29 protein-coding genes are annotated in these 23,713 nt (G+C 59.8%); 15 read left to right on the forward strand and 14 right to left on the reverse strand.

Annotated elements, in window-relative coordinates; all coding sequences use genetic code 11:
- Window positions 1-135: 135 nt before the first annotated feature.
- From IV088_RS00175 to IV088_RS00205, 7 genes are all read right to left on the reverse strand, one after another.
- Window positions 136-750, reverse strand: coding sequence for a hypothetical protein (locus IV088_RS00175; RefSeq protein ID WP_291096443.1), 615 nt, complete (start codon window positions 748-750; stop codon window positions 136-138).
- Window positions 751-825: 75 nt separating this feature from the next.
- Entirely contained in the window at window positions 826-1,185 is a 360-nt protein-coding gene (locus IV088_RS00180; RefSeq protein WP_291096445.1) for a hypothetical protein, read from the reverse strand.
- Between the two features lie 106 nt (window positions 1,186-1,291).
- On the reverse strand, window positions 1,292-1,891 hold the full coding sequence (locus IV088_RS00185) for a RadC family protein (RefSeq protein ID WP_291096446.1): 600 nt from the start codon (window positions 1,889-1,891) through the stop codon (window positions 1,292-1,294).
- 253 nt (window positions 1,892-2,144) lie between these two features.
- On the reverse strand, window positions 2,145-2,336 hold the full coding sequence (locus IV088_RS00190; RefSeq protein ID WP_291096448.1) for a hypothetical protein: 192 nt from the start codon (window positions 2,334-2,336) through the stop codon (window positions 2,145-2,147).
- Window positions 2,337-2,370: 34 nt separating this feature from the next.
- Window positions 2,371-3,546, reverse strand: coding sequence for a DUF6094 domain-containing protein (locus IV088_RS00195; protein WP_291096450.1), 1,176 nt, complete (start codon window positions 3,544-3,546; stop codon window positions 2,371-2,373).
- A 36-nt stretch (window positions 3,547-3,582) separates the two neighbouring features.
- A complete protein-coding gene (locus IV088_RS00200; protein ID WP_291096452.1) occupies window positions 3,583-4,026 on the reverse strand; it encodes a hypothetical protein in 444 nt (147 codons plus the stop codon).
- Between the two features lie 90 nt (window positions 4,027-4,116).
- On the reverse strand, window positions 4,117-4,569 hold the full coding sequence (locus tag IV088_RS00205) for a hypothetical protein (protein WP_291096454.1): 453 nt from the start codon (window positions 4,567-4,569) through the stop codon (window positions 4,117-4,119).
- Between the two features lie 38 nt (window positions 4,570-4,607).
- Between IV088_RS00205 and IV088_RS00210 the strand changes: the two genes are divergently transcribed.
- Window positions 4,608-4,832, forward strand: coding sequence for a hypothetical protein (locus IV088_RS00210; RefSeq protein WP_291096456.1), 225 nt, complete (start codon window positions 4,608-4,610; stop codon window positions 4,830-4,832).
- Window positions 4,833-5,456: 624 nt separating this feature from the next.
- On the opposite strand, the gene IV088_RS00215 is transcribed toward IV088_RS00210, so the two are convergent.
- The 7 genes from IV088_RS00215 to IV088_RS00245 form a co-directional block, all read right to left on the reverse strand.
- On the reverse strand, window positions 5,457-6,110 hold the full coding sequence (locus IV088_RS00215) for a DUF3275 family protein (protein WP_291096458.1): 654 nt from the start codon (window positions 6,108-6,110) through the stop codon (window positions 5,457-5,459).
- Between the two features lie 469 nt (window positions 6,111-6,579).
- Entirely contained in the window at window positions 6,580-8,013 is a 1,434-nt protein-coding gene (locus IV088_RS00220) for a DNA cytosine methyltransferase (protein WP_291096460.1), read from the reverse strand.
- A 65-nt stretch (window positions 8,014-8,078) separates the two neighbouring features.
- A complete protein-coding gene (locus IV088_RS00225) occupies window positions 8,079-8,282 on the reverse strand; it encodes a hypothetical protein (protein ID WP_291096462.1) in 204 nt (67 codons plus the stop codon).
- Complete coding sequence (locus IV088_RS00230; RefSeq protein ID WP_291096465.1) at window positions 8,279-8,515, reverse strand: hypothetical protein; 237 nt, start codon at window positions 8,513-8,515, stop codon at window positions 8,279-8,281. The genes IV088_RS00225 and IV088_RS00230 overlap by 4 nt, the downstream gene beginning before the upstream one ends.
- Window positions 8,516-8,657: 142 nt before the next feature.
- Window positions 8,658-9,320, reverse strand: coding sequence for a DUF3577 domain-containing protein (locus IV088_RS00235; RefSeq protein ID WP_291096466.1), 663 nt, complete (start codon window positions 9,318-9,320; stop codon window positions 8,658-8,660).
- Between the two features lie 282 nt (window positions 9,321-9,602).
- Window positions 9,603-11,009: a heavy metal sensor histidine kinase gene (locus IV088_RS00240; RefSeq protein ID WP_291096467.1), complete on the reverse strand. Its 1,407-nt coding sequence runs from the start codon at window positions 11,007-11,009 to the stop codon at window positions 9,603-9,605.
- Complete coding sequence (locus tag IV088_RS00245; protein WP_291096468.1) at window positions 11,009-11,695, reverse strand: heavy metal response regulator transcription factor; 687 nt, start codon at window positions 11,693-11,695, stop codon at window positions 11,009-11,011. The genes IV088_RS00240 and IV088_RS00245 overlap by 1 nt, the downstream gene beginning before the upstream one ends.
- 145 nt (window positions 11,696-11,840) lie before the next feature.
- On the opposite strand from IV088_RS00245, the gene IV088_RS00250 reads away from it, so the two are divergent.
- The 14 genes from IV088_RS00250 (at window position 11,841) to IV088_RS00315 (ending at window position 23,600) form a co-directional block, all read left to right on the forward strand.
- Window positions 11,841-12,950, forward strand: coding sequence for a TolC family protein (locus IV088_RS00250; RefSeq protein WP_291096469.1), 1,110 nt, complete (start codon window positions 11,841-11,843; stop codon window positions 12,948-12,950).
- 13 nt (window positions 12,951-12,963) lie between these two features.
- A complete protein-coding gene (locus IV088_RS00255) occupies window positions 12,964-14,352 on the forward strand; it encodes a copper oxidase (RefSeq protein ID WP_291096470.1) in 1,389 nt (462 codons plus the stop codon).
- 66 nt (window positions 14,353-14,418) lie between these two features.
- Complete coding sequence (locus tag IV088_RS00260) at window positions 14,419-14,913, forward strand: cupredoxin family protein (protein ID WP_291096471.1); 495 nt, start codon at window positions 14,419-14,421, stop codon at window positions 14,911-14,913.
- A 32-nt stretch (window positions 14,914-14,945) separates the two neighbouring features.
- A complete protein-coding gene (locus IV088_RS00265; protein WP_291096472.1) occupies window positions 14,946-15,281 on the forward strand; it encodes a copper-binding protein in 336 nt (111 codons plus the stop codon).
- 140 nt (window positions 15,282-15,421) lie between these two features.
- On the forward strand, window positions 15,422-15,784 hold the full coding sequence (locus tag IV088_RS00270; protein WP_291097062.1) for a cytochrome c: 363 nt from the start codon (window positions 15,422-15,424) through the stop codon (window positions 15,782-15,784).
- A 104-nt stretch (window positions 15,785-15,888) separates the two neighbouring features.
- Window positions 15,889-16,386 carry a hypothetical protein gene (locus IV088_RS00275; RefSeq protein WP_291096473.1) on the forward strand — a complete coding sequence of 166 codons (498 nt, stop codon included), beginning with the start codon at window positions 15,889-15,891 and terminating at the stop codon, window positions 16,384-16,386.
- A gap of 173 nt (window positions 16,387-16,559) precedes the next feature.
- Window positions 16,560-18,122 carry a multicopper oxidase family protein gene (locus IV088_RS00280; protein WP_291096474.1) on the forward strand — a complete coding sequence of 521 codons (1,563 nt, stop codon included), beginning with the start codon at window positions 16,560-16,562 and terminating at the stop codon, window positions 18,120-18,122.
- A gap of 1 nt (window position 18,123) precedes the next feature.
- On the forward strand, window positions 18,124-18,417 hold the full coding sequence (locus tag IV088_RS00285; protein ID WP_291096475.1) for a DUF2933 domain-containing protein: 294 nt from the start codon (window positions 18,124-18,126) through the stop codon (window positions 18,415-18,417).
- Window positions 18,404-19,072, forward strand: coding sequence for an isoprenylcysteine carboxylmethyltransferase family protein (locus tag IV088_RS00290; RefSeq protein WP_291096476.1), 669 nt, complete (start codon window positions 18,404-18,406; stop codon window positions 19,070-19,072). The genes IV088_RS00285 and IV088_RS00290 overlap by 14 nt, the downstream gene beginning before the upstream one ends.
- Window positions 19,073-19,121: 49 nt before the next feature.
- The gene (locus IV088_RS00295; protein ID WP_291096477.1) at window positions 19,122-19,418 is read left to right on the forward strand and encodes a heavy metal-associated domain-containing protein; all 297 of its coding nucleotides are present in this window, start codon (window positions 19,122-19,124) and stop codon (window positions 19,416-19,418) included.
- A 36-nt stretch (window positions 19,419-19,454) separates the two neighbouring features.
- Window positions 19,455-19,901, forward strand: coding sequence for a hypothetical protein (locus tag IV088_RS00300; protein WP_291096478.1), 447 nt, complete (start codon window positions 19,455-19,457; stop codon window positions 19,899-19,901).
- A 12-nt stretch (window positions 19,902-19,913) separates the two neighbouring features.
- Window positions 19,914-20,165 (forward strand): DUF2933 domain-containing protein, encoded by a 252-nt coding sequence (locus tag IV088_RS00305; protein WP_291096479.1) that lies wholly within the window; start codon window positions 19,914-19,916, stop codon window positions 20,163-20,165.
- Window positions 20,166-20,168: 3 nt separating this feature from the next.
- The gene (locus IV088_RS00310; RefSeq protein WP_291096480.1) at window positions 20,169-22,505 is read left to right on the forward strand and encodes a heavy metal translocating P-type ATPase; all 2,337 of its coding nucleotides are present in this window, start codon (window positions 20,169-20,171) and stop codon (window positions 22,503-22,505) included.
- A 51-nt stretch (window positions 22,506-22,556) separates the two neighbouring features.
- Window positions 22,557-23,600, forward strand: a complete 1,044-nt coding sequence (locus IV088_RS00315) for a cytochrome D1 domain-containing protein (protein ID WP_291096481.1) — start codon at window positions 22,557-22,559, stop codon at window positions 23,598-23,600.
- Window positions 23,601-23,713 lie beyond the last annotated feature (113 nt).

Raw genomic sequence — 23,713 nt, forward strand, 5'->3', positions numbered from 1 at the left:
TACGTCGCTCATCGGTCTCTCCAGAAATTGCAGAGACCCGGCCCCGCAGGGCCATGAGTCCCTGCGGGTTGCTAAAAATCTGCGGCCTAGGCCGCTTTTCATCGGTGTCGCCCCTTGGTTAGGGGTCTGACGAAATCAGGCCTCCAGGAGGCCGCTGCGCACGCCATCGCTGACGAATTGCACAAAGTGGTCACTCAGGCTGACCCGCATGGCCATCACCTGACCGAGCGCTGGATACACAGGGTGGTCCAGCAGCTCGACTGCTCGCTTTTCACGGCACCAGTCCAGACATGGCTCTCGCCAATGGTCCAGAAGAGCGACCGGTGACAAATCCGACATCACCTGCCATGCCTTGTCGTACAAGGTGTTCACCTCGTCCGGGGCACACCGGGCCGCATCACCCGGTCGATGCATGACCCAGGCGATCCTGTTGGCCCGATCAGGGCTCTGCAGGGTCTTGTCGTAGATCCAGTTGTGGGTCAACGGCCCAAACAGGTTTTGCCTTGGCAACCGCGCAGCGTGCTTGCCCAGCCGTTCCGTACCTGAGACCTCCACCGGATGTCGCTGCCCGTCCGCGCCCACCAGGTGGAAACGGTTCAGACCACGCTCGGTATGTCCCAGCTCAAGGGACGCGAGGAACTGCATGACAGATCCATCGCGTCCGTAGTACGACAAGAACATCAACCGGCCGTCGCTGTTGCGCAAGCAGGCGTCTGCCCAGATTTCTGAGAACTCCTCGATCCGATACATGTAAGCCTCCAGTTCAAAGATTGAGCGGGAAGCCATCACCCTTGCGGGTGAGGTTCCCGCAGGGTGGTGATGAGGTCAGATCGGCAGTGCGATCGCTGGCGTTTTAACGTAGTGGGCTTCCACCGCAGCGAGCACACCGGGCAAGGTTTTCAACACGCTTTCATGTTGAGCAGTGACCACCTTCTCGGTGACACGCGCTGGTTTCGATGCGACCAGTGTTTCCGAGAAGTCCCCACCAGCAGATCCGAAGCCCATGATGTGCCGAAGCCCACCATCGCCTGTCTTGGTGTGCACGGTGGCATTGGTGCGAAGTGCGCCGCCCGACGTGCTTTTGTAGGTGCGAATCTGAAGCAGACGGTTGTCAGCCAGGTCCAGGTTTGAGGTGGCGTGCCAGCCGTCGCGGTCGCGATGGAGGCGGGTTTCAATGTGGTTCATGGTGATTTCTCCTGTTTGAAAAAAGGGAGCGAACCACCCCCAGCGGGATGGCCCGCAGGGCTAAAAAAAAGGAACTTGACGCCTGTGCTCAGCAGGCTGGAACGGCTTACATCAAACCCATCGCTGCCATGGATGAGGTCTGTGCATCGCCCACGATGATGTGATCGAGCACGCGAATGTCCACCAGAGAGAGACCCGCTTTCAGAATGTTGGTCAGGTTCTCGTCGGCTCTTGAAGGCTCGCTCACCCCAGAGGGGTGGTTGTGACTGAGGATCACTGCGGCCGCATTGAGCTGCAGCGCCCGTTTGACGATTTCTCGCGGGTAGACCGAGGTCTGCGTCAGCGTTCCACGGAACATCTCTTCCGCGCGGATCAAGCGGTTCTGGGAGTCGATGAACAGCACCCAGAAACACTCGTAGGAAAGACCCCCGATCTTCAGCCGCAGGAATTCCTGGACCGCAGTCGGATTGCCCAGTGTCGGCTTGCCCTGCAAGTGCTCGACCAACGCTCGGCTGAGCAGTTCACGGGCACACATGAGCCGGTAGCTTCCGCTCCCGGTGGTGTTGCTCGCTTCATCCCCCAGCTGCAGCCCGAAAGCGTGCGCCAAACTGGTGATGTGTTCCCAGACGTCCTCTCCGAGGACATGCTGCAGCAGTTCCCGATCCGGGAGCCGTTGCAGTTCTTTCAAGTCGATGACCGTGGCCATGTGCTTCTCCATAAATGTGTGAAGCACGGCCCCCCGCAGGGACTCGATGCCCCACGGGTTGGTGGTGATTACAGGAACTCCGACAGCGGGTGCTGTCGGGCACGTTTTCAGAGTTGAACGCGCCTCGAAACCATCTTTTGGTTAGATCAAATGGTTTCCCTCAATCGCCTGTGCATTCCCCGCACCAGGTCACCTGAGGGAACCCATCTGGGTTCCACGAGGCGTTTGACCGCCCCGTTTTTGACTGCCGCGTTCAGGCCGGCGTCACGTCGAAACCCCAGTCTGGAGCAATGCCCAGAATCGGGAGTCCTTTTTCATCAAGAGCGTCGGCCTCCTCTGCCGTCAACGCGAATTTGGAGAGTGCCGCACACCTGGCCGACTCCTCTCCGTCTTCTTCAACGGTCCCCAGGAACCGACCTTCACAATGCACATTCCAGGTTGTCATTTTTGATCTTTCATCGTTATGGCGGGAAACCTGATCAACTGATTTTCACGATGCGGCCCTTGTCAGGACCAGGCGTGAATTCAATGGCCGAAATGACCGGTACAAACTTGTCGAGCATCGTCACGGTTTGCCGCACGTTGCCCTTCTCGTCTGTCTCCATGCTCACCGTTCGCTGCTTTCGCTTGAAAGTATCGCCTTTGATCAGAAACGACCGACCACTCTTGGACTTGATCATCCCCCGGACCTGGCCTGCAGCGAGCGCAAGCGCCAGATGCCAGCGGCTCAGTTCACGCAGCGGCCGCCGATGGCTGGCCCGCGCTTGGTTGAAGTGTCGATCAAATCCCGACCACAGCAGGCTGTGCTCGTACCGTGTGAGTTCGTACACCAGCTGCTCACCATCGATGCGAACGGCCCGGAAGTCAAACTCATCGTCGGTGGCCACGGGAAGGAAGTACGGGTCTTCACTCCACTCCAGCGGAAGCACCTGGTCCTTGAGTTCACCGGCCTGGGCCTTCGTCAGCATCTCCAACACGTCTTTTCGGGGGTAGGTCGGTTTGACCTTCACACCAAAGATGACGCACTGTTGAAACTGTTTCTCTGGTGCCATGTAGAACCGCAGGTCTTTGAAATGCCTCGCCAGGTAAGTCCTGATCTCTTCATCGAGCGCGTAGAACGGAACGATGTAGACCAGCACGCCGCCAGGCATCAGGGTTGATGCGGTCTTCTTGAGGAAGGTCCGCTCCAGCCGCTCTGCCTTGTCACCGCCATCGGTGATGTTGCGGTCTATGTTGGCCGAGTCGGAAACGCCGAAGCCGTAGGGCGGGTTCAAGAACAGCAGGCTCAGTGACCGCGGTTTGATCACCACGTCGTGGATGTCGGCATGGATCACGCGGTTGAGGAGCTTTTTGGCCTCCCATGCGCGTTCCTTGTCGAACTCCACCCCGAGTGTTTCAACTCTGCTCGGGCGCGCTTCGCCCGGCTGGTAGTCGGTCAAAAACTGGGCCATGTCTGCAAGCGCTGCGCCTGTGCCGCAGCACGGGTCGCAGATTCGAATCAAGCCATCGGCGCTGCTGGGTGCAATCGCGCACTGGATGCGAGAAAGCGTGTCCTCATCGGTGGGAAAGTAACCGGCCTTCACATAGTTGTTGGCCAAGCGAAAAAACATCAACGCCATGAGCGTCTCCTTGAAGAAAAGTCCCCGAGGAAACACCCGGACGGTTGTTCCCGTCCGGGTTGGTTTAAAAGTTCAGACGCAACGGCTGTTGGCGCCCGTCACATAGGCTTCGAGCAAAGCATCGTGCACGAGGCCCGTCTCCATGCTGTGAAGCGCGGAAGCGTGCTCGTCGATGTCCAGGTTCAGCCGCCGAGCTGCAATCTCTTGCACGATCCGCTGAGCTGCATGTTCGTCCGCCACGCCAATCGCCCAAAAGAGCGACTCACGAACGTCAATATGACCGAACGCCACCGCCTCAAGGCCGCTGTCGGACAACGCACCCAAAACCGACGTTTTGCGGGCCATCAACATCGCACGAGCGGCGGTTTGCCAGTCCTGCGTGGTGATCCCCCTCATCGTTTCGAGCCTCTTGGCTGCATTCGCATCCTGAGACCTCACCGCGCCGATGAGGACTTGGTGAACTTCACTCTGCAAATTGCAAATCTCGCTCTCGAATGCTGCTGTGGAAATTGCCATGGTGTGCTCCTGATAAATGAAAACCAGGAGACACCCCGCCCCACCGGGGATCGAGATCCCCTGGTGGGTTGAAAAAACTATACCGGTCTGTCAGCTCGTGGCTTTCTTGTCCATGTTCCAGTCGCTGATCATCTGTTCCCACTTGCGCCCGCCGTCTTCGAAGTACGTGTGGACCTCCTGAACGCAGTGCCTTGCATCCATGCGGAGCAATGCCATGCAGTCCTCAAACAGAGCGTCATCCAGCCTTCGAAAATCGGTGAGATCAAATTGAAATCTCGTCCCGTTGTACAGGCCAGCCAAGAAACGAGCGACAACACCAGACTGGCCGGTATCACCGTTAGCTATCACGTACAGCCGTTTCAGTGCCGCACCACCTTCAGCCTTGATGTCCTCACGGAGCTTCTGGGCGGCATGGACCTGAAGATTGAAGGGATCAGCCTCATCGTTGAGGATTCGCTCCCACAGCCGGTGAAACTGCTCCTGCTTATCTGCAGGCACATCCACCGTGATTTTCAAAACTTGCTGCGGATCAAAGGTGTTCATCCTGAGCCTCATGTGAACAAACCTGCGACACTCGATTCATGAAAGAAGTGCCGCAACTGACATTGATTGAAGGTGGCCAACCCAGCTTTGATGCTGAGGTGGCCAGACTTGTCGAAGAGCCCGATGGCATTGCTGCCTGGGCCGAACTCAAGCGGCTTGCAAGGCGGACCCGCCCTGCGGCCAATTCCCTGCTTGCAGACGTGTCCGCAAATTGCCAGGAAGCTCCGCAAACCGGGTCGTGTCCGCCGAACATTCACGAATGAACGTCAGCATGGACCGAACTTGGTGAGTCGAGTACTTCGCTAGCAAGGCATCGAGTTGCTCCATTTCCTCAGTGCTGGCGTGAGAAAGCCAGTCTGCGAAAACGGCATTGAACTCACGCCGGGCTTGGGGGGATACATGGGACATGGTTGACTCCAAAAAATGGAGACGCCCCGACCCCGATGGGGACGTGAGAGTCCCCAGGGGGTTGATGAAAGACATAAAACTCCAGCGGTTGCCCGCTGCGCGCGTTTTCAGAGTTGAACGCGCCTTGAAACCATTTTTAGTTTGGTCAAATGGTTTCCCTCAACCGCCTTCTTCTGGCACCTGAGGGAACCCATCTGAATTCCAGTTTCAACTTTTATTGTACGCATACCCCCTCACGCTTTGCCAGAACTTTGGCAGGCGTGGATCGCCGAAAAGCGGGGGCCGAGACGATCAAAGAAAGGCGCGGGAGTCAGGCTGGAGGTTTGCGTCCCCCCTGCCGCTCAAGCCGCAAAGCTGCTGCACATGAGGTTGCAGCCACCCAGATTCGCGTTGCTGCCCGTTCCCCATGTGGGGCGATGGGCTGTTCATTGGGTGGGCTCCCAATGAACAGCCCACCGAAGCGGGCTGACGAACACTCTTTATGACGTCTGGAAAATCCAGACTTGTTGTTTGGCGTCAAAGGCAAAGCCTTTGGCCCGCAGCGCTGCAGCTTGGTTTCGCAGCAGTATGCGGTCGACGGTCGAGTCCAGCTTGACGACCTGGTGTTGATCGATCAGAGCAGCCAGTTCCTGACCAAAGAGTTCAATGTTGCCCGAGGCGCTGGCTTGCGCAGTGGCATCATTTTTGGAAGCGCCGCCGGCATCCTGTTCCTCGGCCGGTTGACTAGGAGCAGAAGGCTTCTTGAGCTTGTTGCTTTTCACGGACGCCCAGTCAGAGCGTTTCTCTGGAACTGGAGCTGGTTTTTTGGGGACTTGAGGCGTCGGCACCTCATCGAGCGGGTCAGGCTCGCTGTGCTCGACCTGGCGCACCGTTTTGCGGTCTTCTGAATCGATGTGCAGATCCTGCAGCCGGGCTCGAAGCTCGGTGACTGCTTTGCCATAGGAGATGTACTGCGAGAGGTAGATCTCGCTGATCCAGACCGTGCCCTGGTACTCCCCCTCCTCGAACTGGTCGAGCAGAGGGTCCTTGACCTTGAACTCACCGAAATCGGTGCTCAGGTCGGCGATACAAAATGCGCCGTTGCGGCTTTGGCGGATTTTTTTGATCCGCAGCGTGCCATTGCACTTGATCATGGAATGCTCCTGAAAAAAGTCAGGAACACGCACCAGCACCTTGCCGGGATGTGCATCCCGACAGGGTTGAAATAAATAAGGAGGGGGAGAAACGACCGACCCGAGTGATCAGGCCGGCGTTTCTAAGTTTCGACAGCACTGACAGGCTTCCGACCCGGCAGCGTTGCACTGGTCTGGCATCGAAGTGTGCATCAGCGAGGGGACCAATGCGTACAGAAACCCCAGCTCCCGAAAGAGCGTCCACGCTTCAGGGGTTGACGTGTCTCATATGCCAGGCAAGCCTGGCTCCTGCTCTTCAAAGCGATGCAGGTAAACGCCCGGAAAGTCTTGAGGATACAACAACAGCGTGAAATTGTGTGCTTGTCGCAGCACCATTTGCATTCGCTTTGAAGCGAATGCAAAAGTTCAGAAGTCGGAGCACTGCCTCCCTTTGCCAAAAGGAAAAAATATGGAGGCAGTGTTGATCGGCCTACCCAATGGCGCCAGCCAGTCGAGCCATTGCTTCATTGCCGCCAACACAGACCGGGCCACACTCCCTGAGCCTCAGAAACCGGCTTGCAAGCTCACGGAAGAGCGCCCGGAAGGGTGCATAGGCAATCCCCTGACCCAGAACCTCATGGGCCGTTGTCGCCGACAGGCCGTGCACCAGGTTGAGGGGGACGCCCTTGATCCGTGCATGCTCCGTTGGCGTCAACTTCCGCATCAGCTCTGGATCTGTCGGGTGCTGCACAAAAGGGTCGGTTGAACCGCCCTTGTTGTACGACTTGCGGATCGTGGGCACGCTGGTGGACAAGGGGTTCACCAGTTGCATGGCAAACCCCTTCCCCTCCAACTTGTCCCGCGTGGCTTTCTCTTTCAGATAGCACATGGTTGACCAGCAGGCCGCGTCAGGTTCGATGTCATCGAGCAGCGCTCCCAGTCGAACGCTATCAGGCACCTTGTCAACCGGCACGACATCCAATGGCTGCAGACCGTCTGTTGTGGCCACAAGGGCCCAACGCACACGGTTTTCAAGGGAACCGAAGTCGCGGGCACGCAATACGTGCTCGCGAACCTGATACCCCATGTCCCTAAGCTGCGACCGCAGGATCTGCGCGGAAGCACTGACCCGGTAGTCTTCAACGTTTTCCAGCACGATGGCCGCTGGCTGCAGCTTCTGGATCAACGCCAGCGCGGCGTAGATCAAGTGCCCGACCTCGGGGTGCTCCTCCATCATGGAAAGCCCACGCTTGGCCTTACCGGCCCGTGATGCGCCCGAACAAGGCAAGCCCATTTCCAGCACCTCAACCCGTGGCACCTGCCGCATCAGCCATTCGTCCTGCACCAGCTCCTGAATGGGTGCGCAAAGCGGAACGGTGTTTGCACTGACCGGATTGCAGCTCAATGACTGTTCAACGTAACCCGCGTCGATTTCGCAGAGCACTTTCATGTCCAGCTCGATCCCAGCATCCGAGAAGCCGGTGTGTGCAGCATTCGACAACACACCAGCGCCGTGGGCAATGCTCGCACTGGCCAGCTGCTCGCCGGCAGCGAGCTTGGCACGCAAGCGCTCGATCCGCTCGGCTTTGGCCTGCTCCGATGCAGCTCGCAAGACGAAGATGCCGTCCAGCCTCACGACCACACGCACCACCTCTTGTCCACTCAGTGGGGCCAAGGCCTCACGGCTGTTGATGTCGATGACCGGGAGGCACCGACCGTTGCGCACTTTGCTGCAGACCGCATATTGCCCATCGGGCTTTGCGACCAGCTTGATCCCGTTCTGCAGGGCAACCACGTCAAAGCGACTTCCTGGCACGAGGCCCGCTGATCCCAATCGATTCGTTTCAAACCAAAGGCGCGGTGCACCACGATGAATACCAAGTTTCTTGAGCCAGTAGCCCAAGGTGGATGTGAGTGTTTTCATTTCCGTTGTCCCAAAAGAAAACCCCCCGGCCTGATGGCACGAGGGGTTGGTTGAAAATTCGTCGTTCAGACGAGGGTGATGATTTGCAGGGCTTCACGAGCACCCTGTTCAAGCTGCTCTCGCATTTGCCAGTCCAGGGTGCTGTGAAAAATCGCGTTGCGCAGGGTGTCCTCGATGCGCTCGATGTGATCGAGTTCGGTCACACCCGTGGCTTCCTGAATCAACACCTGATACCCAGTGGGCTTGCCGTTGACTGCGTGAGCGGTCATGGCGCGACTTTCTGGGTCCAGGTGTCTTTCACCATCGCTTCCAGCGCGGCCTCATTCGACAGGTAGTACTCGTTCGACTCGCGCGAACAGGGCATGTCATCGCGAACGGTTCCGACATAGAAGCCAGCCCTTGATTGCAAGACCTCCAGCTCCAGGCGTGTTCCGCTGTAAACGTATGCCAGATAGCCGAAGCGGCGGAAGTCGAGAACGGCTGAGTTGTATGTGGTTGCCATGAGATATCTCCAATAAAAAAACGCAATCGGAGACACCCCGCACCCGGCGCGGTATCTCGGTGCCGCGTGGGTTGAACAAAAAAAATGCATGAAAAAACCCTCGGCCGCCGAAGCGATGCGAGGGTTTCAGTTGGGCTACAGCTTAGGCAGGAACCGTGTCACGAACACCTTGACGGGCTCGCGAGAACGAGGGCCGCGCCATCTGCTGAGAGGGCACTTCACGCCGACGTTGTTCCAGAGGAGCCTGGGCAACAGGTGGAGGTGCTTCTTCTGCTTCAGGCGTCTGCTGGCCTTCTTCCTCCGAAGGACCGTCAACCTCTTGCGAGGCTTCAGGAAGTCCATCAGGATTGGTTGCGTCAGCGTCATCTTCGGTTTGGCGCGTGTAAACGCGCTCGCCGTCAATGGTGATGGTGTTGATCAAGAGCAGGCGACCTTTGATGAGGCACGCCATTTCCTTTTCACCGGTCTTGCGACCGTCCACCTTCACATCGCGTTCGTACATGTGCGGGTAAATGTCCCCGACCTTGAACGAGATCACAACCTTGCGGTTTTGATCCACGTCTTCCATGCATTTCTCGACCAGCTCAGCAGCTTCCTGGCCCGACACACGCAAATCGAGGTAGGTGTAATCGGGAGACTCGGCATTGCCACGCAAGGCAGACACGCTGCATGCGAGGAAAGGCTGAGCTTTACGACCTGCCTGCTTCGGTTGAACCCAGCGAACACGGTTGAGGTAACCGATGCCGGACACGTGCAGATTGAAGTGGTTGGTTTGAGTAGTTGCGTTCATTTCAAAGATCTCCAAGAGGAAGATCGAGAGAAACGCAAACCCTCGCCCGGCCGTAAGGCCAAGTCGGGAAGCAATTTCTTCCCGACCGGGTTTTACAAAAGACAAAAACTCTGAATCTGACTTTGGGGGTCAGACCGTGCGACTTTCAAGAGTTGAGACGCTGCGTGGTGCCCGAAGGCTGAACACGTTTCTAGGCTATCACATTGATTTGCAATCAGTCAAACATCGAACACACGGCAGGAATCAAAGCCAGTCTTGACGGAGACACGTCAGACCGAACGGCCTGGATGGTGTTGCCTATGCGCCCACTTGAGAATAAGGTTGAACATGTTGAAATGAAAGACAAAAGCTTGTATTACCTTTGCTAGACGATACGGAAACAGAACCTCCGTGAGCCGCCATGATGGCTTGGGTGATCGACAGGCCCAGGCCAGTACCATCAGATTCTGGATGACTGCGCGATTTGTCCACTCGGAAGAAGCGATCGAACAAGCGCGGCAAGACCTCAGGAGCGATGGTCATCCCGCTGTTGGTGATGCACAGGGTGGCTTCGCCTGCCCTCTCTTTGATGGAAACCAGGACTTCGGCATCTGCAGGCGAATGCCTGAGTGCGTTCGACAGCAGGTTGCTGATGGCCCGGCGGACCATCAATCGGTCTCCGGTGATCTGGGCTTGGCCAGTGATCACCAAGCGGATGTGTTTTTCGTCGGCGACTGCATCGTAGAAATCAAACAACGCCAGCACTTCACGATCAAGCGAAATCGCTTCCCGGTGGGGCAACTCGATACCGTGTTCAGTTTTGGCCAGGAACAGCATGTCGGACACCATTCGAGCCAGTCGCTGGAACTCTTCGGCGTTGGACGCGAGGATGTCCTGGTACGCTGCTGCATCCCTTCTTTGCGCCAGCGACACCTGCGTTTGGGTCAGCAGGTTGTTGATCGGGGTGCGCAACTCGTGCGCCAGGTCGCTGGAGAAATCCTGCAGCCGTCTGAAGTCCGACTGCAGGCGTCCGAGCATGGTGTTGAGACTTTCAGCAAGGTCGGCAAATTCCACCGGCACGGCTTCGACGGGCATGCGCTGGTCCAACTTCTGCGCCGTGACCGTCATCGCGCGCTCTTTCATGACGCGCAGTGGCGCCAGGCCCCGGCGCGCCGCCCACCAGCCCAACAGGCCACTCACCAAGATGGCACCCAGCGAGTAAAGTGCCAGCGTCTGGCTCAGGATCTGCATGAAATGCACATGATGTCCGGTATCCAACGCGATCAGCAATTGGATCGGCGTAGCCCCTGTGCCAAGCTCTTTCGATGGAGTTGGGGGAGGATCGATGCGCGAGCTAAGGCCGCGCAGGGTTTGGTCATCCTGAGTCCAGTCGGTGGGGGTAGACCCTTCCGGTGCCAGGCTTGGGGGAAACATCAGGCCCTTGCTCCCATACACCACACGATCACCTTGGCGCAGGTCGATGTAGAGCCCGTGGTGACTGCCAAGCAGTTCATCCAGTCGGCTGGACAGCTGCTCTGGCGATGGGGATTCTCCGACGATCTTTTGAACGAGCTGGATCTTGTCCCGCAGATAGTCACGGTCAAGTTCAACAAAGTGCCGGCTTGTCGCAAAAGCCACCAATATGGCCAGACCCACCAGGACCGCAGCCGAAACCAGCGCGTAAAAAACGGTCAGTCGCGCGGTCAGAGACAGTCGCCCGAGCATCAGTTTGAATCCTCCGGCACTTCCAACACATAGCCCATACCTCGGACGGTTTGTATCAGGCGGGGTTCAAAGGCATCGTCCACTTTGGCTCGCAAGCGGCGCATGGCCACTTCGATCACATTGGTGTCGCTGTCGAAATTCACGTCCCAAACCTGCGAGGCAATCAAAGAACGGGGCAGAACCTCGCCATGACGGCGCATGAGCAGCTCCAACAGACCGAACTCCTTGGCCGTCAGTTCGATGCGCTTGCCAGATCGGGTCACCCGCCGTCGCATCAGATCGAGTTCCAAGTCTGCAACTTGCAGCGTGGTTTTCTCAAGACCTGTGCGCCCTCGTCGAAGGATGGTGCGAACCCTGGCCAGCAATTCGGCAAACGAAAACGGCTTGACCAGGTAGTCGTCGGCACCCAGCTCCAGGCCCTTGACGCGGTCTTCCACCTGGTCACGGGCGGTCAGAAAAAGCACCGGCATCTCCCGTCCCTGGCTGCGCAGGTTGTGGAGAACCTGCCACCCATCCATGCCCGGCAACATCACATCAAGAACCACCAGATCGTGATCGCCCTCCAGGCCGTGGTGAAGCCCATCAATGCCGTTGGTGACGAGGTCCACCACGTAGCCTGCTTCTCGCAAGCCTTGCCTCAAATATTCGCCAGCCTTGGGCTCGTCTTCAACAATCAGAATCTTCACGGTCTTGCTCCTGACCGCTAGTTTGCCTGTGTGGGTGGTCGTGCGGGCAAAGATGACATTTTTGTAATCAACCCGACAGGGAGTTGACGGACGACCACCCGCAGAATCCGCCCCGTTTGATCCATATCAAAAAGGAGCGATTGCAGTGAAGTCTTTATTCAGTCACCGAACCACAAGCCACCTGCTGGTGGCGGGCATCTTTGCCCTACCGATGGCGATCTCAGCGCAGACGGCCAGTTCTTCCCAAGAATCCGACTGGCGTCGTGCCAATGACGCGGTGGGTTCCTTCAAACGTGGCCATGCCGACGTGCTCAAGTGGGAGCAGGCCAATCCGGGTGCATCCACCACAGCGCCAGGCAGCACCATGGGAGTTGCCATCCCTACGGCAGAGGCGGCGGTTCGCATGGCCTGGACGGTGCATCGCGAACTGGTCCGTCCGTTGTCGAAACTGGGTCCTCAGAATGAACAACTGATCGCAGAGGGCCGCTGGACAGAACTCGACCCGAGTCTTCAGCGTCGGGTCGAAGATGCCGACGAGGTGTTGGAGGTGGCGGCAGCCGGCCGCAAGGCTTGGATAGAGGCTGTTGCAGCTCAGCAGGTCTTGAAACACCAACGCGACATGCTGGATGCAGCACAGGCGGCCTTTGAGCTTGGGCAGCGCATGGTGACGGTGGGCAACTGGAGCAAGTTGCAGCTGTCGCCCGTTCAACTGGCCGCGTCGAACGCACGCATGAATCTGCGGCGTGCACAGCATGCAGCAACTCTGGCCCAAAGCAATCTGGTCAAGACCATGGGGCAAACGGGTCTACAGGCGGGTTTTTCGCTCCCGGACCAACTTCCAGCCATTCCGGCGCAGCACATGACCGAGGCCGACCTGGAAAAACGCGGTGATGCGATTCGCAACCACCTGCCGGACGCGGAAAGCTTGCGCAACCGAGCAAATTCCAGAGGGGCCATGAACGCCTATATGGCGGCTCATGCACTGGCGCAGGGCAGCCAGGGGGATGTCCTGAAAACCCGTGAGTTCATCACCGAAGAGACGGTTCTTCACTACAACGGCATGCTCAAAAGCGTCTGGGACCTTCTGGACGAAGTTCGCAACCAGTCACAAGCCACCGTAGATGGCATTGGCGCGCAACGCGACTTCTGGATCGCCGAGGCCGATCTGCAGTGGGTCTTGCAGGGGGGCTCACCCGACAGCTTCGTCTCGTTGGGTGGAGCGGGCGGAGACGCGCCTGCAGCAGCTGGACATTGAAAGGACACAACACATGACAAACAACAACTCCAGACGACAGTTTTTCGCAGGCGCCGCCGCTTCCGTGGCTGGCCTGGCCGTGGCCCGCTCCGCCCTGGCAGGTTTGCCGGAGCCCGTCATCCAGACGTCGGTAGAAACCGCGCCGCCCTTGATCCCGACCACCGGTCGGCCCTACAACCCAGTGGTGACACTCAACGGCTGGACGCTGCCATGGCGCATGAACGATGGCGTCAAGGAATTCCACCTGGTGGCTGAGCCGGTGGTGCGTGAGGTTTCGCCAGGCTTCAAGGTCAACATGTGGGGTTACAACGGCCAGAGCCCGGGACCCACCATCGAAGTGGTCGAAGGCGACCGCGTCCGCATCTTTGTGACCAACAAGCTGCCCGAGCACACCACCATCCACTGGCACGGTCAGCGTCTGCCCAGCGGCATGGACGGCGTCGGGGGTCTGAACCAACGCGCGATTCCCGTGGGCAAGACCTTTGTGTATGAATTTGAGGCGCGGCGACCCGGCACCTTCATGTACCACCCGCATGCGGACGAGATGGTGCAGATGGCCATGGGAATGATGGGCATGTGGGTGACCCACCCCAAAACCAAGCATCCTCACATCAGTGAGGTGGACCGGGACTTCTGCTTCCTGCTCAATGCGTTTGACATTGAGCCTGGCAGCAAGACACCCAAGGTCAACACCATGACGGACTTCAACATCTGGTGTTGGAACAGCCGGGTGTTCCCGGCCATCGACACCTTGAACGTGCGCCTGAATGACCGGGTGCGCATCCGGGTGGGCAACCTCACCATGACCAACCACCCGATCCACCTGCATGGCCACGAATTCCTGGTCACGGGCACCGATGGTGGCCCCACTCCACCCAGCACCCGTTGGTACGAAGTCACCACGGATGTGGCCGTGGGCCAGATGCGCCAGATCGAGCTGATCGCCGACGAAGAAGGCGACTGGGCCATGCACTGCCACAAGAGCCACCACACCATGAACGCCATGGGTCACGACGTGCCGACCATGATTGGTGTGGATCATCGCGGCCTGGTCAAGAAGATCCAGAAGGTTGCGCCCGACTACATGCTGATGGGCGAGCGCGGCATGGCCGACATGGGCGAGATGCAGATGGCCATTCCCGACAACACAGCACCCATGATGACCGGCACTGGCCAGTTCGGCCCGCTGGAAATGGGCGGCATGTTCACGGTCTTCAAAGTTCGAAAAGACCAGAAGCCGGGCGACTACAAAGACCCAGGGCCCTATAAGTTTCCCGAAGGCACCGTGGCCTACGAATGGAACGGAGCGCTCCCGCCGACGCAGCGTCCCGCTGCCAGCAGCGACACCACGCCGGCCACTGCCAAGGCGATCAAGCCCACCGGCAAAGGCATGTCGCACTGACCGTACGGCATCAACTCAACACAGCTTTCCTCCACCGTTTCCCAACCCAACCCTGAAAGAAGTCTCATGAAACTCAACAACTTCAATACCGTCTCGCGCGCTGGCTTTGTTTTCGCTGCAGCAGCCTTGGCTGCGTCTGCCGCCCTTGCAGGTGGCACTCATGGTGGTGGGCACCACGATGAATCGCCCATCGGCCAGCCCGGTGTGGTGAAAAACGTCACGCGCACGATTGAGGTTGACGCGGCAGACAGCATGCGGTTCACGCCTTCGAACTTGACGGTGAAGAAGGGGGAGACGATTCGCTTCGTTATCAAGAACTCCGGCAAAGTGCCGCATGAGTTCAGCCTCGGGACAGAGAAGGAGTTGATGGAGCACTACGAGGTCATGAAGAAATTCCCGAACATGGAGCACGAAGAAGCCAACAAGATTTCCCTCAAGCCTGGTAAGCAGGGCGAGGTGATCTGGCGCTTCACCAAGGCCGGTGTGGTGAACTTTGCTTGTCTGCATGTGGGCCACTACGAGGCAGGCATGAAGGGCCAGGTCAACGTGGCGGCCAAATAACCCCTCTCAAATCAACTTCACAAGGATTCAAGATGAAACTGCGATTGGTATTGAGCACGACCGCATTGGCCATCACGGCCTTTGTTGGCAATCCCGTGTTCGCTCAGATGAGCATGGACCAAGGGAAGATGGGCATGGCGGCTCCCGGTATGACCGACGGCGAAGTCCGCAAGATCGACAAGGAAGCTGGAAAGATCACCATAAAGCACGGTGACATCAAGCACATGGACATGCCCGGCATGACCATGGTGTTCGTGGTCAAGGATAAGGCCTTGCTGGACAAGGCTGCTGTCGGTTCCAAGATCCAGTTCATGGCCATGAACGAGAAAGGCCAGATGACGGTGACCGACATCCAACCGGCGAAGTGATCCCTCAACGTTTCAAGTCACTCCGTTTGGCTGCGGTTGCCCTTGCTCTGGCTGGGGTTGCCGCAGCCCTTTTATGGATGGGTTCTGCAGACCCCTTCCGGTCAGAGACTGCCGGGCTCCTTCGCCCGGATGACGCTGTGATGCTCAAGCAGGGGGCGCTGATCTATCAAGCTCGGTGTGCAGGTTGCCATGGTGTGAAGCTGGAAGGGCAAGCCAACTGGCGCGAGCGGGGAACCGATGGCCGCTTGCCAGCGCCACCCCATGACGAAAGCGGTCACACCTGGCACCACCCGGACGATGTGTTGATACAGATCACCAAAGTAGGCGTGGCTAAGGCAGTGGACATGCCTGACTACGCCACCAATATGCCCGCCTTTGGCGATTCGCTCAGCGATGCCGACATCTTGGCTGTTCTGTCCTGGATCAAGTCGCAGTGGTCGCAAGAGACCCGGCGCCACCACGACGACATCAACCGCCAGGCGGTTCTGCGTTCGCAACGCTGAATCTGACTTTTTTGTCATCTTCGGGTCATCTTGGCGACCCCAGCCGATTTCTACAGTGACTGCATGGCAATCCCGCCAGCGTTCAGTCATGAAAGGCAATCGATATGTCCAAATGGATTCAAACCCTTCTGGCGGTAGCCGTCACCGGTGTGGCGTTTTCCGCCTTGGCACAGCAGGCCGCTGAGCACACCCAGCACCACCCAGCTGCCGCGACGGCCACCTCGCCCGCAACAGGCGTCACTCAGCCGGTCGCACCACAGGCTGGCATGACCATGGGCATGTCGATGCCGCAGATGCAGCAGCACATGCAGCAGCACATGGCCACCATGCAGACCCTACACGCCAAGATGGCAGCAGCCCAAACACCGGCTGAGCGACAGGCACTGATGGCCGATCACTCGAAGGCCATGCACGAGGGCATGGACATGATGAAAGGCATGAAGGCGATGGGCGGCAAACCGGGCATGGGTTCGGGCACCACGCCGGTAGACCCGGCCCAGCATCAGCCCATGATGGAAATGCGCATGGACATGATGCAAACCATGATGGACATGATGATGCAGCGCATGCCGGCCGCAGCCACCCCGCCCGGCAGCAAGTGACCAGCGATGGCCACGCCCATGGTGGTAGTGGCCCAACCCCATCTCCCACCAACAACAGGAATTTTGTGATGTCTACGTTCACGAGACGGCACTTTCTCGGCAGTCTTGGCGCGTTGAGCGCGGCCGGTTCTGTTCCAGGCGTTCTGGCTGCCTCCCACAGTGCGTCAGGCGCGATGGCCGACGAAATCACCGGCATTGAAAAAGAAGGCGCGGGCTTCGCCAACCCGCTGCGGCTGCCCGGCAGCAGCGGCCTCTTCGGCGTGCTCCCGGTTTCCGAGTTCCGCGAAGTGCAGGTGGTGCGCAGCGAGATCGAGGTGCTCCCCGGTCGGCGCACCCCCATCCTGGCCTACGCCGTTGAGTCGGGTGGCAAGACCTTCCTGAACCCGGCACTCCTGGCCCGCCGTGGCGACGACATGCGCGTGCGTCTGATCAACCGCATCGATCAACCGACGGTCATCCACTGGCACGGCCTGAGCGTGGATTCGCGCAACGACGGCAACGGCCTCAACGTGGTGCCCCCTGGGGGCAGCATGGACTACGCCTTTACCCTGAGCGACCGCTCGTCCATGTATTGGTACCACCCCCATGCGCACGGTTACATCCCGCAGCAGGCCTACCACGGCCTGGCCAGCCTGCTGTTTGTGGAAGACGACGATGAGACCGCGCTGCGCAAGGAGCTGGACCTGGCTCTGGGCGACACCGAAATCCCGCTGGTGCTGCAGGACCGCGAGTTCGACGCACAGGGTCGCCTGCTCTACGCTCCGACCGCCGCCCAGTCCTTCGGTGGCTGGGTGGGAAATCGTTTGCTGGTCAACCTGACCGAGCGGCCATTCATCCAGGCCGGGCGCCGCATCGTGCGCTTCCGCATCCTCAACGGCTGCAACGCGCGAAGCTACCGACTGGCCTTCGTGCAGGGCGGGCGCCGCCTGGGTTTCTATCTGGCGGGCACCGACGGTGGCCTGCTGGCCCAGCCGCTGCGCATCGACCAGACCTTCATCTCCCCCGGCCAGCGGCTGGACGTGCTGGTGGACCTGCGCGAAGCCGATCCAGGCCTGCCTGTGACCCTGGCCTCGCTCGCCTTCGACCCGATGCACGCCGAGGGCGGCCATGACAGGGGCCACGCAGGCCCAGCCACGCCTCCCATGGCCGGCATGGACCACAGCCAGCACAGCGCTGCGCCCACAGCAGAACCGTCCACCCCGATGGCCATGGAGGGCGAGGCGCGCGCGCTGATGCGCATCGACCTGAAAGCTTCAGCAAAGTACGAACGCCGCATGCCCACCGTGCTGTCCAGCCTGCCCGCCGCCATCGCCTCGGCGAACCCGCAGCGGCGCATGCAGCTCGGACACAACGGCAAAGGCAACTGGACGATCAACGGCGGACTCTTTGATCCAAAGGTGGCGGCGCTGAGCGTGCAACGCGGTGCCCGCGAGACCTGGCTGATCGAAAACGCCCAGCTCAGCATGCCCCACCCCATGCACCTTCACGGCTTCTCGTTCCGGGTGATCGAGCGCCTGGGCAGCCCAGCGCTGGTTCGCGAGCTGGCTGGCGCCAGAGGGCTGCTGCCCCAAGACCAGGGGGTCATCGACACCGTGCACGTGTGGCCCGGCGAATCGGTGCGGGTCGCCATCGACTTCACCCACCCGCACGCGGGCGACCAGGATTACGTCTTTCATTGCCACTCGCTGGAACACGCGGAAGCGGGGATGATGTTGCGCTACACCGTGAAAGCCTGAGATGAAGCACCCTACATCCTCCCAAGGTGACGAACCCAGGAACCTGTGGCGCACACGCTATGGCGTCGGCCTGATGGTGCTGGGTGCGGTCGCAGCTTTCTTTCTGTTTGTAGAGCACCGGGCGCACCTCTTCGGTGCCCTGCCGTTTCTGCTGATCCTGGCCTGTCCATTGATGCATCTGTTCATGCACCGCGGTCATGGCGGTCATGGTCATCACACGGGCGCTGATCAGCCGCAGCCCGGAGCAGATGAGCCGCGCCGGCCGAACCAGGAGAACGGTCATGAATCACAGTGAAACCGGCTATGGCATGTGGACTCTGGTGGCCCTCAACTCGGCCGTTTTCATCCTGTTCGCCTTCAGCTTCTTCAAACCGGCCACCGCGCGCGACTGGCGAACCTTTGGTGCATTCTCCGCGTTCATCGTGGCCCTGTTTGTCGAGATGTACGGCTTCCCGCTGACCATCTACCTGCTGTCGGGGTGGCTGGCAACACGCTTTCCCGGTCTTGACCTGCTGACCCATGACAGCGGCCATCTGTGGTCCACCTTGCTAGGCGAAACGGGAGACCCCCACTTCGGCGTCCTGCATCTGGCCAGCTACGTTTTTCTGGGGTACGGCTTCTACCTGCTGTCGAGCGCGTGGCAAGTGCTGTACCACGCTCAGCGACGGCATTCGCTGGCGACCACCGGGCCATATGCCCGCGTCCGGCATCCGCAGTACGTGGCATTCGTGTTGATCTTGCTGGGCTTCTTGCTGCAGTGGCCCACGTTGCTGACCTTGCTGATGTTTCCTGTCTTGCTTTTGATGTACGGGCGGCTCGCAGTGACCGAGGAAAACGAAATGCGCAAGCAGTTCGGTGCGACCTATGACGCGTACGCCCAGCCCATACCCCGGTTTATCCCTCGCATGGGCAAGACACAGCCTAGGGTGGACTCGGTGTCAAAGAGATGATTTGGACCTTCGCAGGTGGTAGGCGCCGCACTTTTAAGGAGATTGAAGAATGAACACGATGGACTTGCAAGTCGAGGGCATGAGCTGTGGCTCATGCGTCAAACGCGTCACGCAGGCGTTGTTGCCACTTCCGGGTGTCAGCGGAGTGGATGTCGATCTCCCATCTGGCCGCGTCCGGGTGAGTGGTGAACTGGTGCAAGGCGGAGATCTGCTGATTGGGGCCTTGACTGATATGGGCTACCCCGCGAAGCTGACGTCAGACGATTCCATTGCCACTGGGTTATCACAGCCCAAAGTCGTGGGCTGTCACAGTGGCAGCACGGGCGGCTGCGGTTGCCGCCGATAGACCATGAGATCTCCACTTTTGCGCACGGAACTCACCATGGTTGATGAGCAAATCGGCTTGACGGGCCGGCGGTGGATGGTGGCTACCATGGCCTCGGCAGGCCTGTTGATGGTCACGGCACCCTGTGTTGCATGGGCCCAGACACCCCTCGCCGCCAGCACTGAGCGGTCTTCGAGCGAGCGGGGCGTGACGGTCAAGGTGTCCGCAAAGTCGGTCGGACAGCCGGGCAGCCCGTGGGAATTCGCTGTAGTGCTGGACACGCACAGTGCCGACCTGAGCGACGACCTGGCTCAAAGCGCCACACTAACGACCGACGACGGGCGCACGTTCAAGCCCACGGGCTGGCTGGGCGCGCCACCGGGAGGCCATCACCGTGAAGGCGTGCTGGTCTTCGATGTTCCTACGCCGCGCCCAGGGGTGATCGAACTCAGGATCGACCGACCGGGCGAATCCGCGCCTCGTACCTTTCGCTGGCAACTCTGAAAGAGTCTTCCCATGAATCAGTCTGTCAACAATGACTCTGCGCCTTCGTTCTGGCGCCGCCCGGGCGGCATGGCGTTGGCAACGACCGCATTGATTGCCGGTTTTTATCTGCTGCGCGAGCACTGGGGCCACGTCCTTGGGTATTGGCCTTACCTGTTGCTCCTCGCCTGTCCGCTGATGCACCTAATGCACGGCCACGGCGGTCATGGCCGGCACGGAAACCATGCGCAGTCGCGACGGCGCACCAACGACGACAAGGAATAAGCAATGGACATGCATGCACAGCATCATCACGGCAGCCTCCCCCCGGCCATGCCCGCCTCGCCAACCGAACTAAAGGACCCTGTGTGCGGCATGACGGTCACGGCGCAATCTGAACATACGTTGAAGCACGAAGGACGGCCCTTCTATTTCTGCAGCGCAAAGTGCCAAGGCAAGTTCGCGGCGAACCCGCTGCAATACTTGGTATCCACAGCGCTGGCAGACACCGCGCCGGCTGCTGCCGGCACCATTTACACCTGCCCGATGCACCCGGAGATTCGGCAAGACCATCCCGGCAACTGTCCCAAATGCGGCATGACGCTTGAGCCCTTGCTGCCGGAACTCGACGACGACGACAACCCCGAATTGCGCGATTTCCAGCACCGTTTCTGGTGGACGCTGCCGCTGACCGTCGTGGTCACGGTCTTGGCGATGTTCGGTCATCAGCTGCAATGGTTTGAAACCTCGACCCAGACTTGGATCGAATTGGTGCTGTCTCTTCCGATTGTTCTGTGGGCGGGCTGGCCATTCTTCTCGCGCGGCTGGCAATCCGTGGTGAACCTCAGTCCCAACATGTGGACCTTGATTGGTCTGGGCACGGGGGCAGCTTTCCTCTACAGCGTGGTCGCGACGGTCTCGCCCCAAGTGTTCCCGGATTCGTTCATCTCCATGGGCCGCGTGGCCGTGTACTTTGAGGCCGCCGCTGTGATCATCTCGCTCACGCTGTTGGGGCAGGTGCTCGAACTCAAGGCCCGGTCGCAGACCTCGGCAGCCATCAAGTCGTTGCTGGGCCTGGCGCCCAAAACCGCCCGCCGTATCCGGGAAGATGGCACTGAAGAGGATGTGCCGCTGACCCATGTGCACGTAGGGGATTTCCTGCGCGTGCGCCCAGGCGAAAAAGTCCCGGTGGACGGCGAGGTGACAGAAGGCGGCAGTTCGATCGATGAATCCATGCTCACCGGTGAGCCGATGCCCGTCGCCAAACGTGTGGGCGACAAGGTGATCGGTGCCACGCTCAACACCAGCGGCGCGCTGGTGATGCGAAGTGAACGCGTGGGCGCCTCCACCATGCTGTCGCAGATCGTGCAGATGGTGGCCCAAGCACAACGTTCCCGGGCACCGATGCAGCGCATGGCCGATGTGGTGGCGGGTTATTTCGTCCTCGCTGTGGTGGGCATTGCCTTGTTGACCTTCTTCGGCTGGGGTCTGTTCGGTCCCGAGCCAAGTTGGGTGTTCGGCCTGATCAACGCCGTGGCTGTGCTGATCATTGCCTGCCCTTGCGCGCTGGGCCTGGCCACACCCATGTCCATCATGGTGGCAACCGGTCGCGGCGCAACGCACGGCGTGTTGTTCCGGGACGCAGCGGCCATCGAAAACATGCGCAAGATCGACACCCTCATCATTGACAAGACCGGGACGCTCACTGAAGGCCGACCGACTTTTGAGCGCGCCGTTCCCGCGTCCGGTTTTGACGCCGATGAGGTGCTGCGCCTGGCTGCCAGCCTGGACCAGGGCAGCGAGCACCCCCTAGCCGAAACCATCGTGCGCGCCGCCCGCGAGCGCGGCATGTCGTTGGTCAAACCCGAGAACTTCGAATCCGGCTCGGGCATCGGCGTGCGTGGGCAGGTGGCTGGGCGTCAGTTGGCACTGGGAAACACCACGCTGATGGAGCAGATCGGTGTTTCGGTCAGTGCTTTGGTGCCGCAGGCCGAGGCCTTGCGCGCGGAAGGCGCCAGCGTGATGCACCTGGCCGTTGATGGACAGCTGATGGGACTGTTGGCTGTTTCCGATCCGGTCAAGGCCAGCACGCCGGAAGCCTTGGCCACGCTCAAGGCTTCCGGTCTTCGCATCGTGATGGCGACCGGTGACGGACTGACCACGGCCAAGGCGGTGGCAGCCCGCTTGGGCATCGACGAGGTACACGGTGAGGTCAAGCCGGCCGACAAGCTGCTGCTGGTGGAGAGGCTTCAAAAGGAAGGCCGCGTGGTGGCCATGGCAGGTGACGGCATCAACGATGCACCGGCGCTAGCGAAGGCCGATGTCGGGGTGGCCATGGGGACCGGGACCGACGTGGCAATGAACAGTGCGCAGATCACGTTGGTCAAGGGAGATCTGCGCGGCATTGCCATTGCGCGCGAGCTGTCCGAGGCGACCGTGGGCAACATGAAACAAAACCTGGTGTTTGCATTTTTGTACAACGCGCTGGGCATTCCGATTGCGGCCGGTGTGCTGTATCCATTGACGGGTTGGTTGCTGTCGCCGTTGATTGCCGCGCTGGCCATGAGCTTGAGCTCGGTATCGGTGATTGGCAATGCGTTGCGTTTGCGGCGCGGCAAAACATGAATACCAAGTTCAGCGGATTCCAACTGATTTTCTCCACCAGGATGGCTCACGATGACAAGAAAAAATATCTGGCTCTCGACGGGCGCGCTGATGGCCCTTCTGGCCTGGTCTGGCGCCACCTTGGCCGCAGACAAGGTCTATGTAGCCAATGAGGGCGCTGACACGGTCAGCGTGCTCGATGCCGCTTCGTTCAAGACGCTGGCGAGTCTGCGCATGGGCAAGATGCCGCACAACGTGCAGGTATCGCCCGACGGCCATTTCGCCTGGGTGACCAACAACGGCGAGCCTGGCCAGATGCCCGATGCCTCTGTGCACAAGGGCATGGTCCAAGGCGCCCACGAGGCGATGGCGCAGCCCGGGGCTGTCTGGGTCATCGACACGAGCACCAACACTGTCGTCGCCCAGGTGCCGGTGGGCATGCACCCGGCCCATGTGGTGGTGTCGCCCGATGGCCGCCTGGCCTACGTCACCAACGGCGGCGACAACACGGTCAGTGTGATCGACACATCGGCGCGCAGCCTCGTGGCGACCATTCCGGTCGGCCAGTTTCCCCACGGCCTTCGAATCAGCCCGGATGGCAAAGAGGTCTACGTCGCCAATCTCAAGGGTGGCACGGTGTCGGTCATCGACACCGCCAGCCAGAAGGAGGTGGCGCAGGTGCCGGCGGGCAAGGGACCGGCCCAGACCGGCTTCACGCCAGATGGTCGCTGGGCCTTTGTCTCGCTGTCGCAGGAAAACGCCGTCGCCGTGATCGACCCCGCCACGCGCAAAGTGATTCGCAAGATCGCCGTCGGCGCGGTGCCTATCCAGCTGTACGCCACACTGGACTCGCGCACGCTGCTGGTGGCCAACCAGGGCACGCGCCAGAAGCCCGGCAACACCGTCAGCCTGATTGATCTGAAGAGTTTCCGAGTCGCCAAGACCGTCGTGACCGCCGCCGGTGCCCATGGCGTGGTCGTCGACCGAGAAGGCCGGTTGGCCTATGTGACGAACACCTACGCCAACTCGGTTTCCGTGATTGACATGAAAGACCGCAGGGTCACGAAGACCGTCCCCGTGGGCAAGGCGCCCAACGGCATCAGCATCACGCCTTGACCTCTGGGAGGGTGGTCCGGCGCCTGCGTCCATTCAGCACCATGCACAAAAGATTACTCAAGCCAATCTGGGCATTGACACGCATGACGACCATGGAAAGTCGTTTTCAAGGT

Origin of the sequence: Hydrogenophaga sp., from assembly GCF_018780075.1 — a bacterium.
GTDB lineage: Bacteria > Pseudomonadota > Gammaproteobacteria > Burkholderiales > Burkholderiaceae_C > Hydrogenophaga.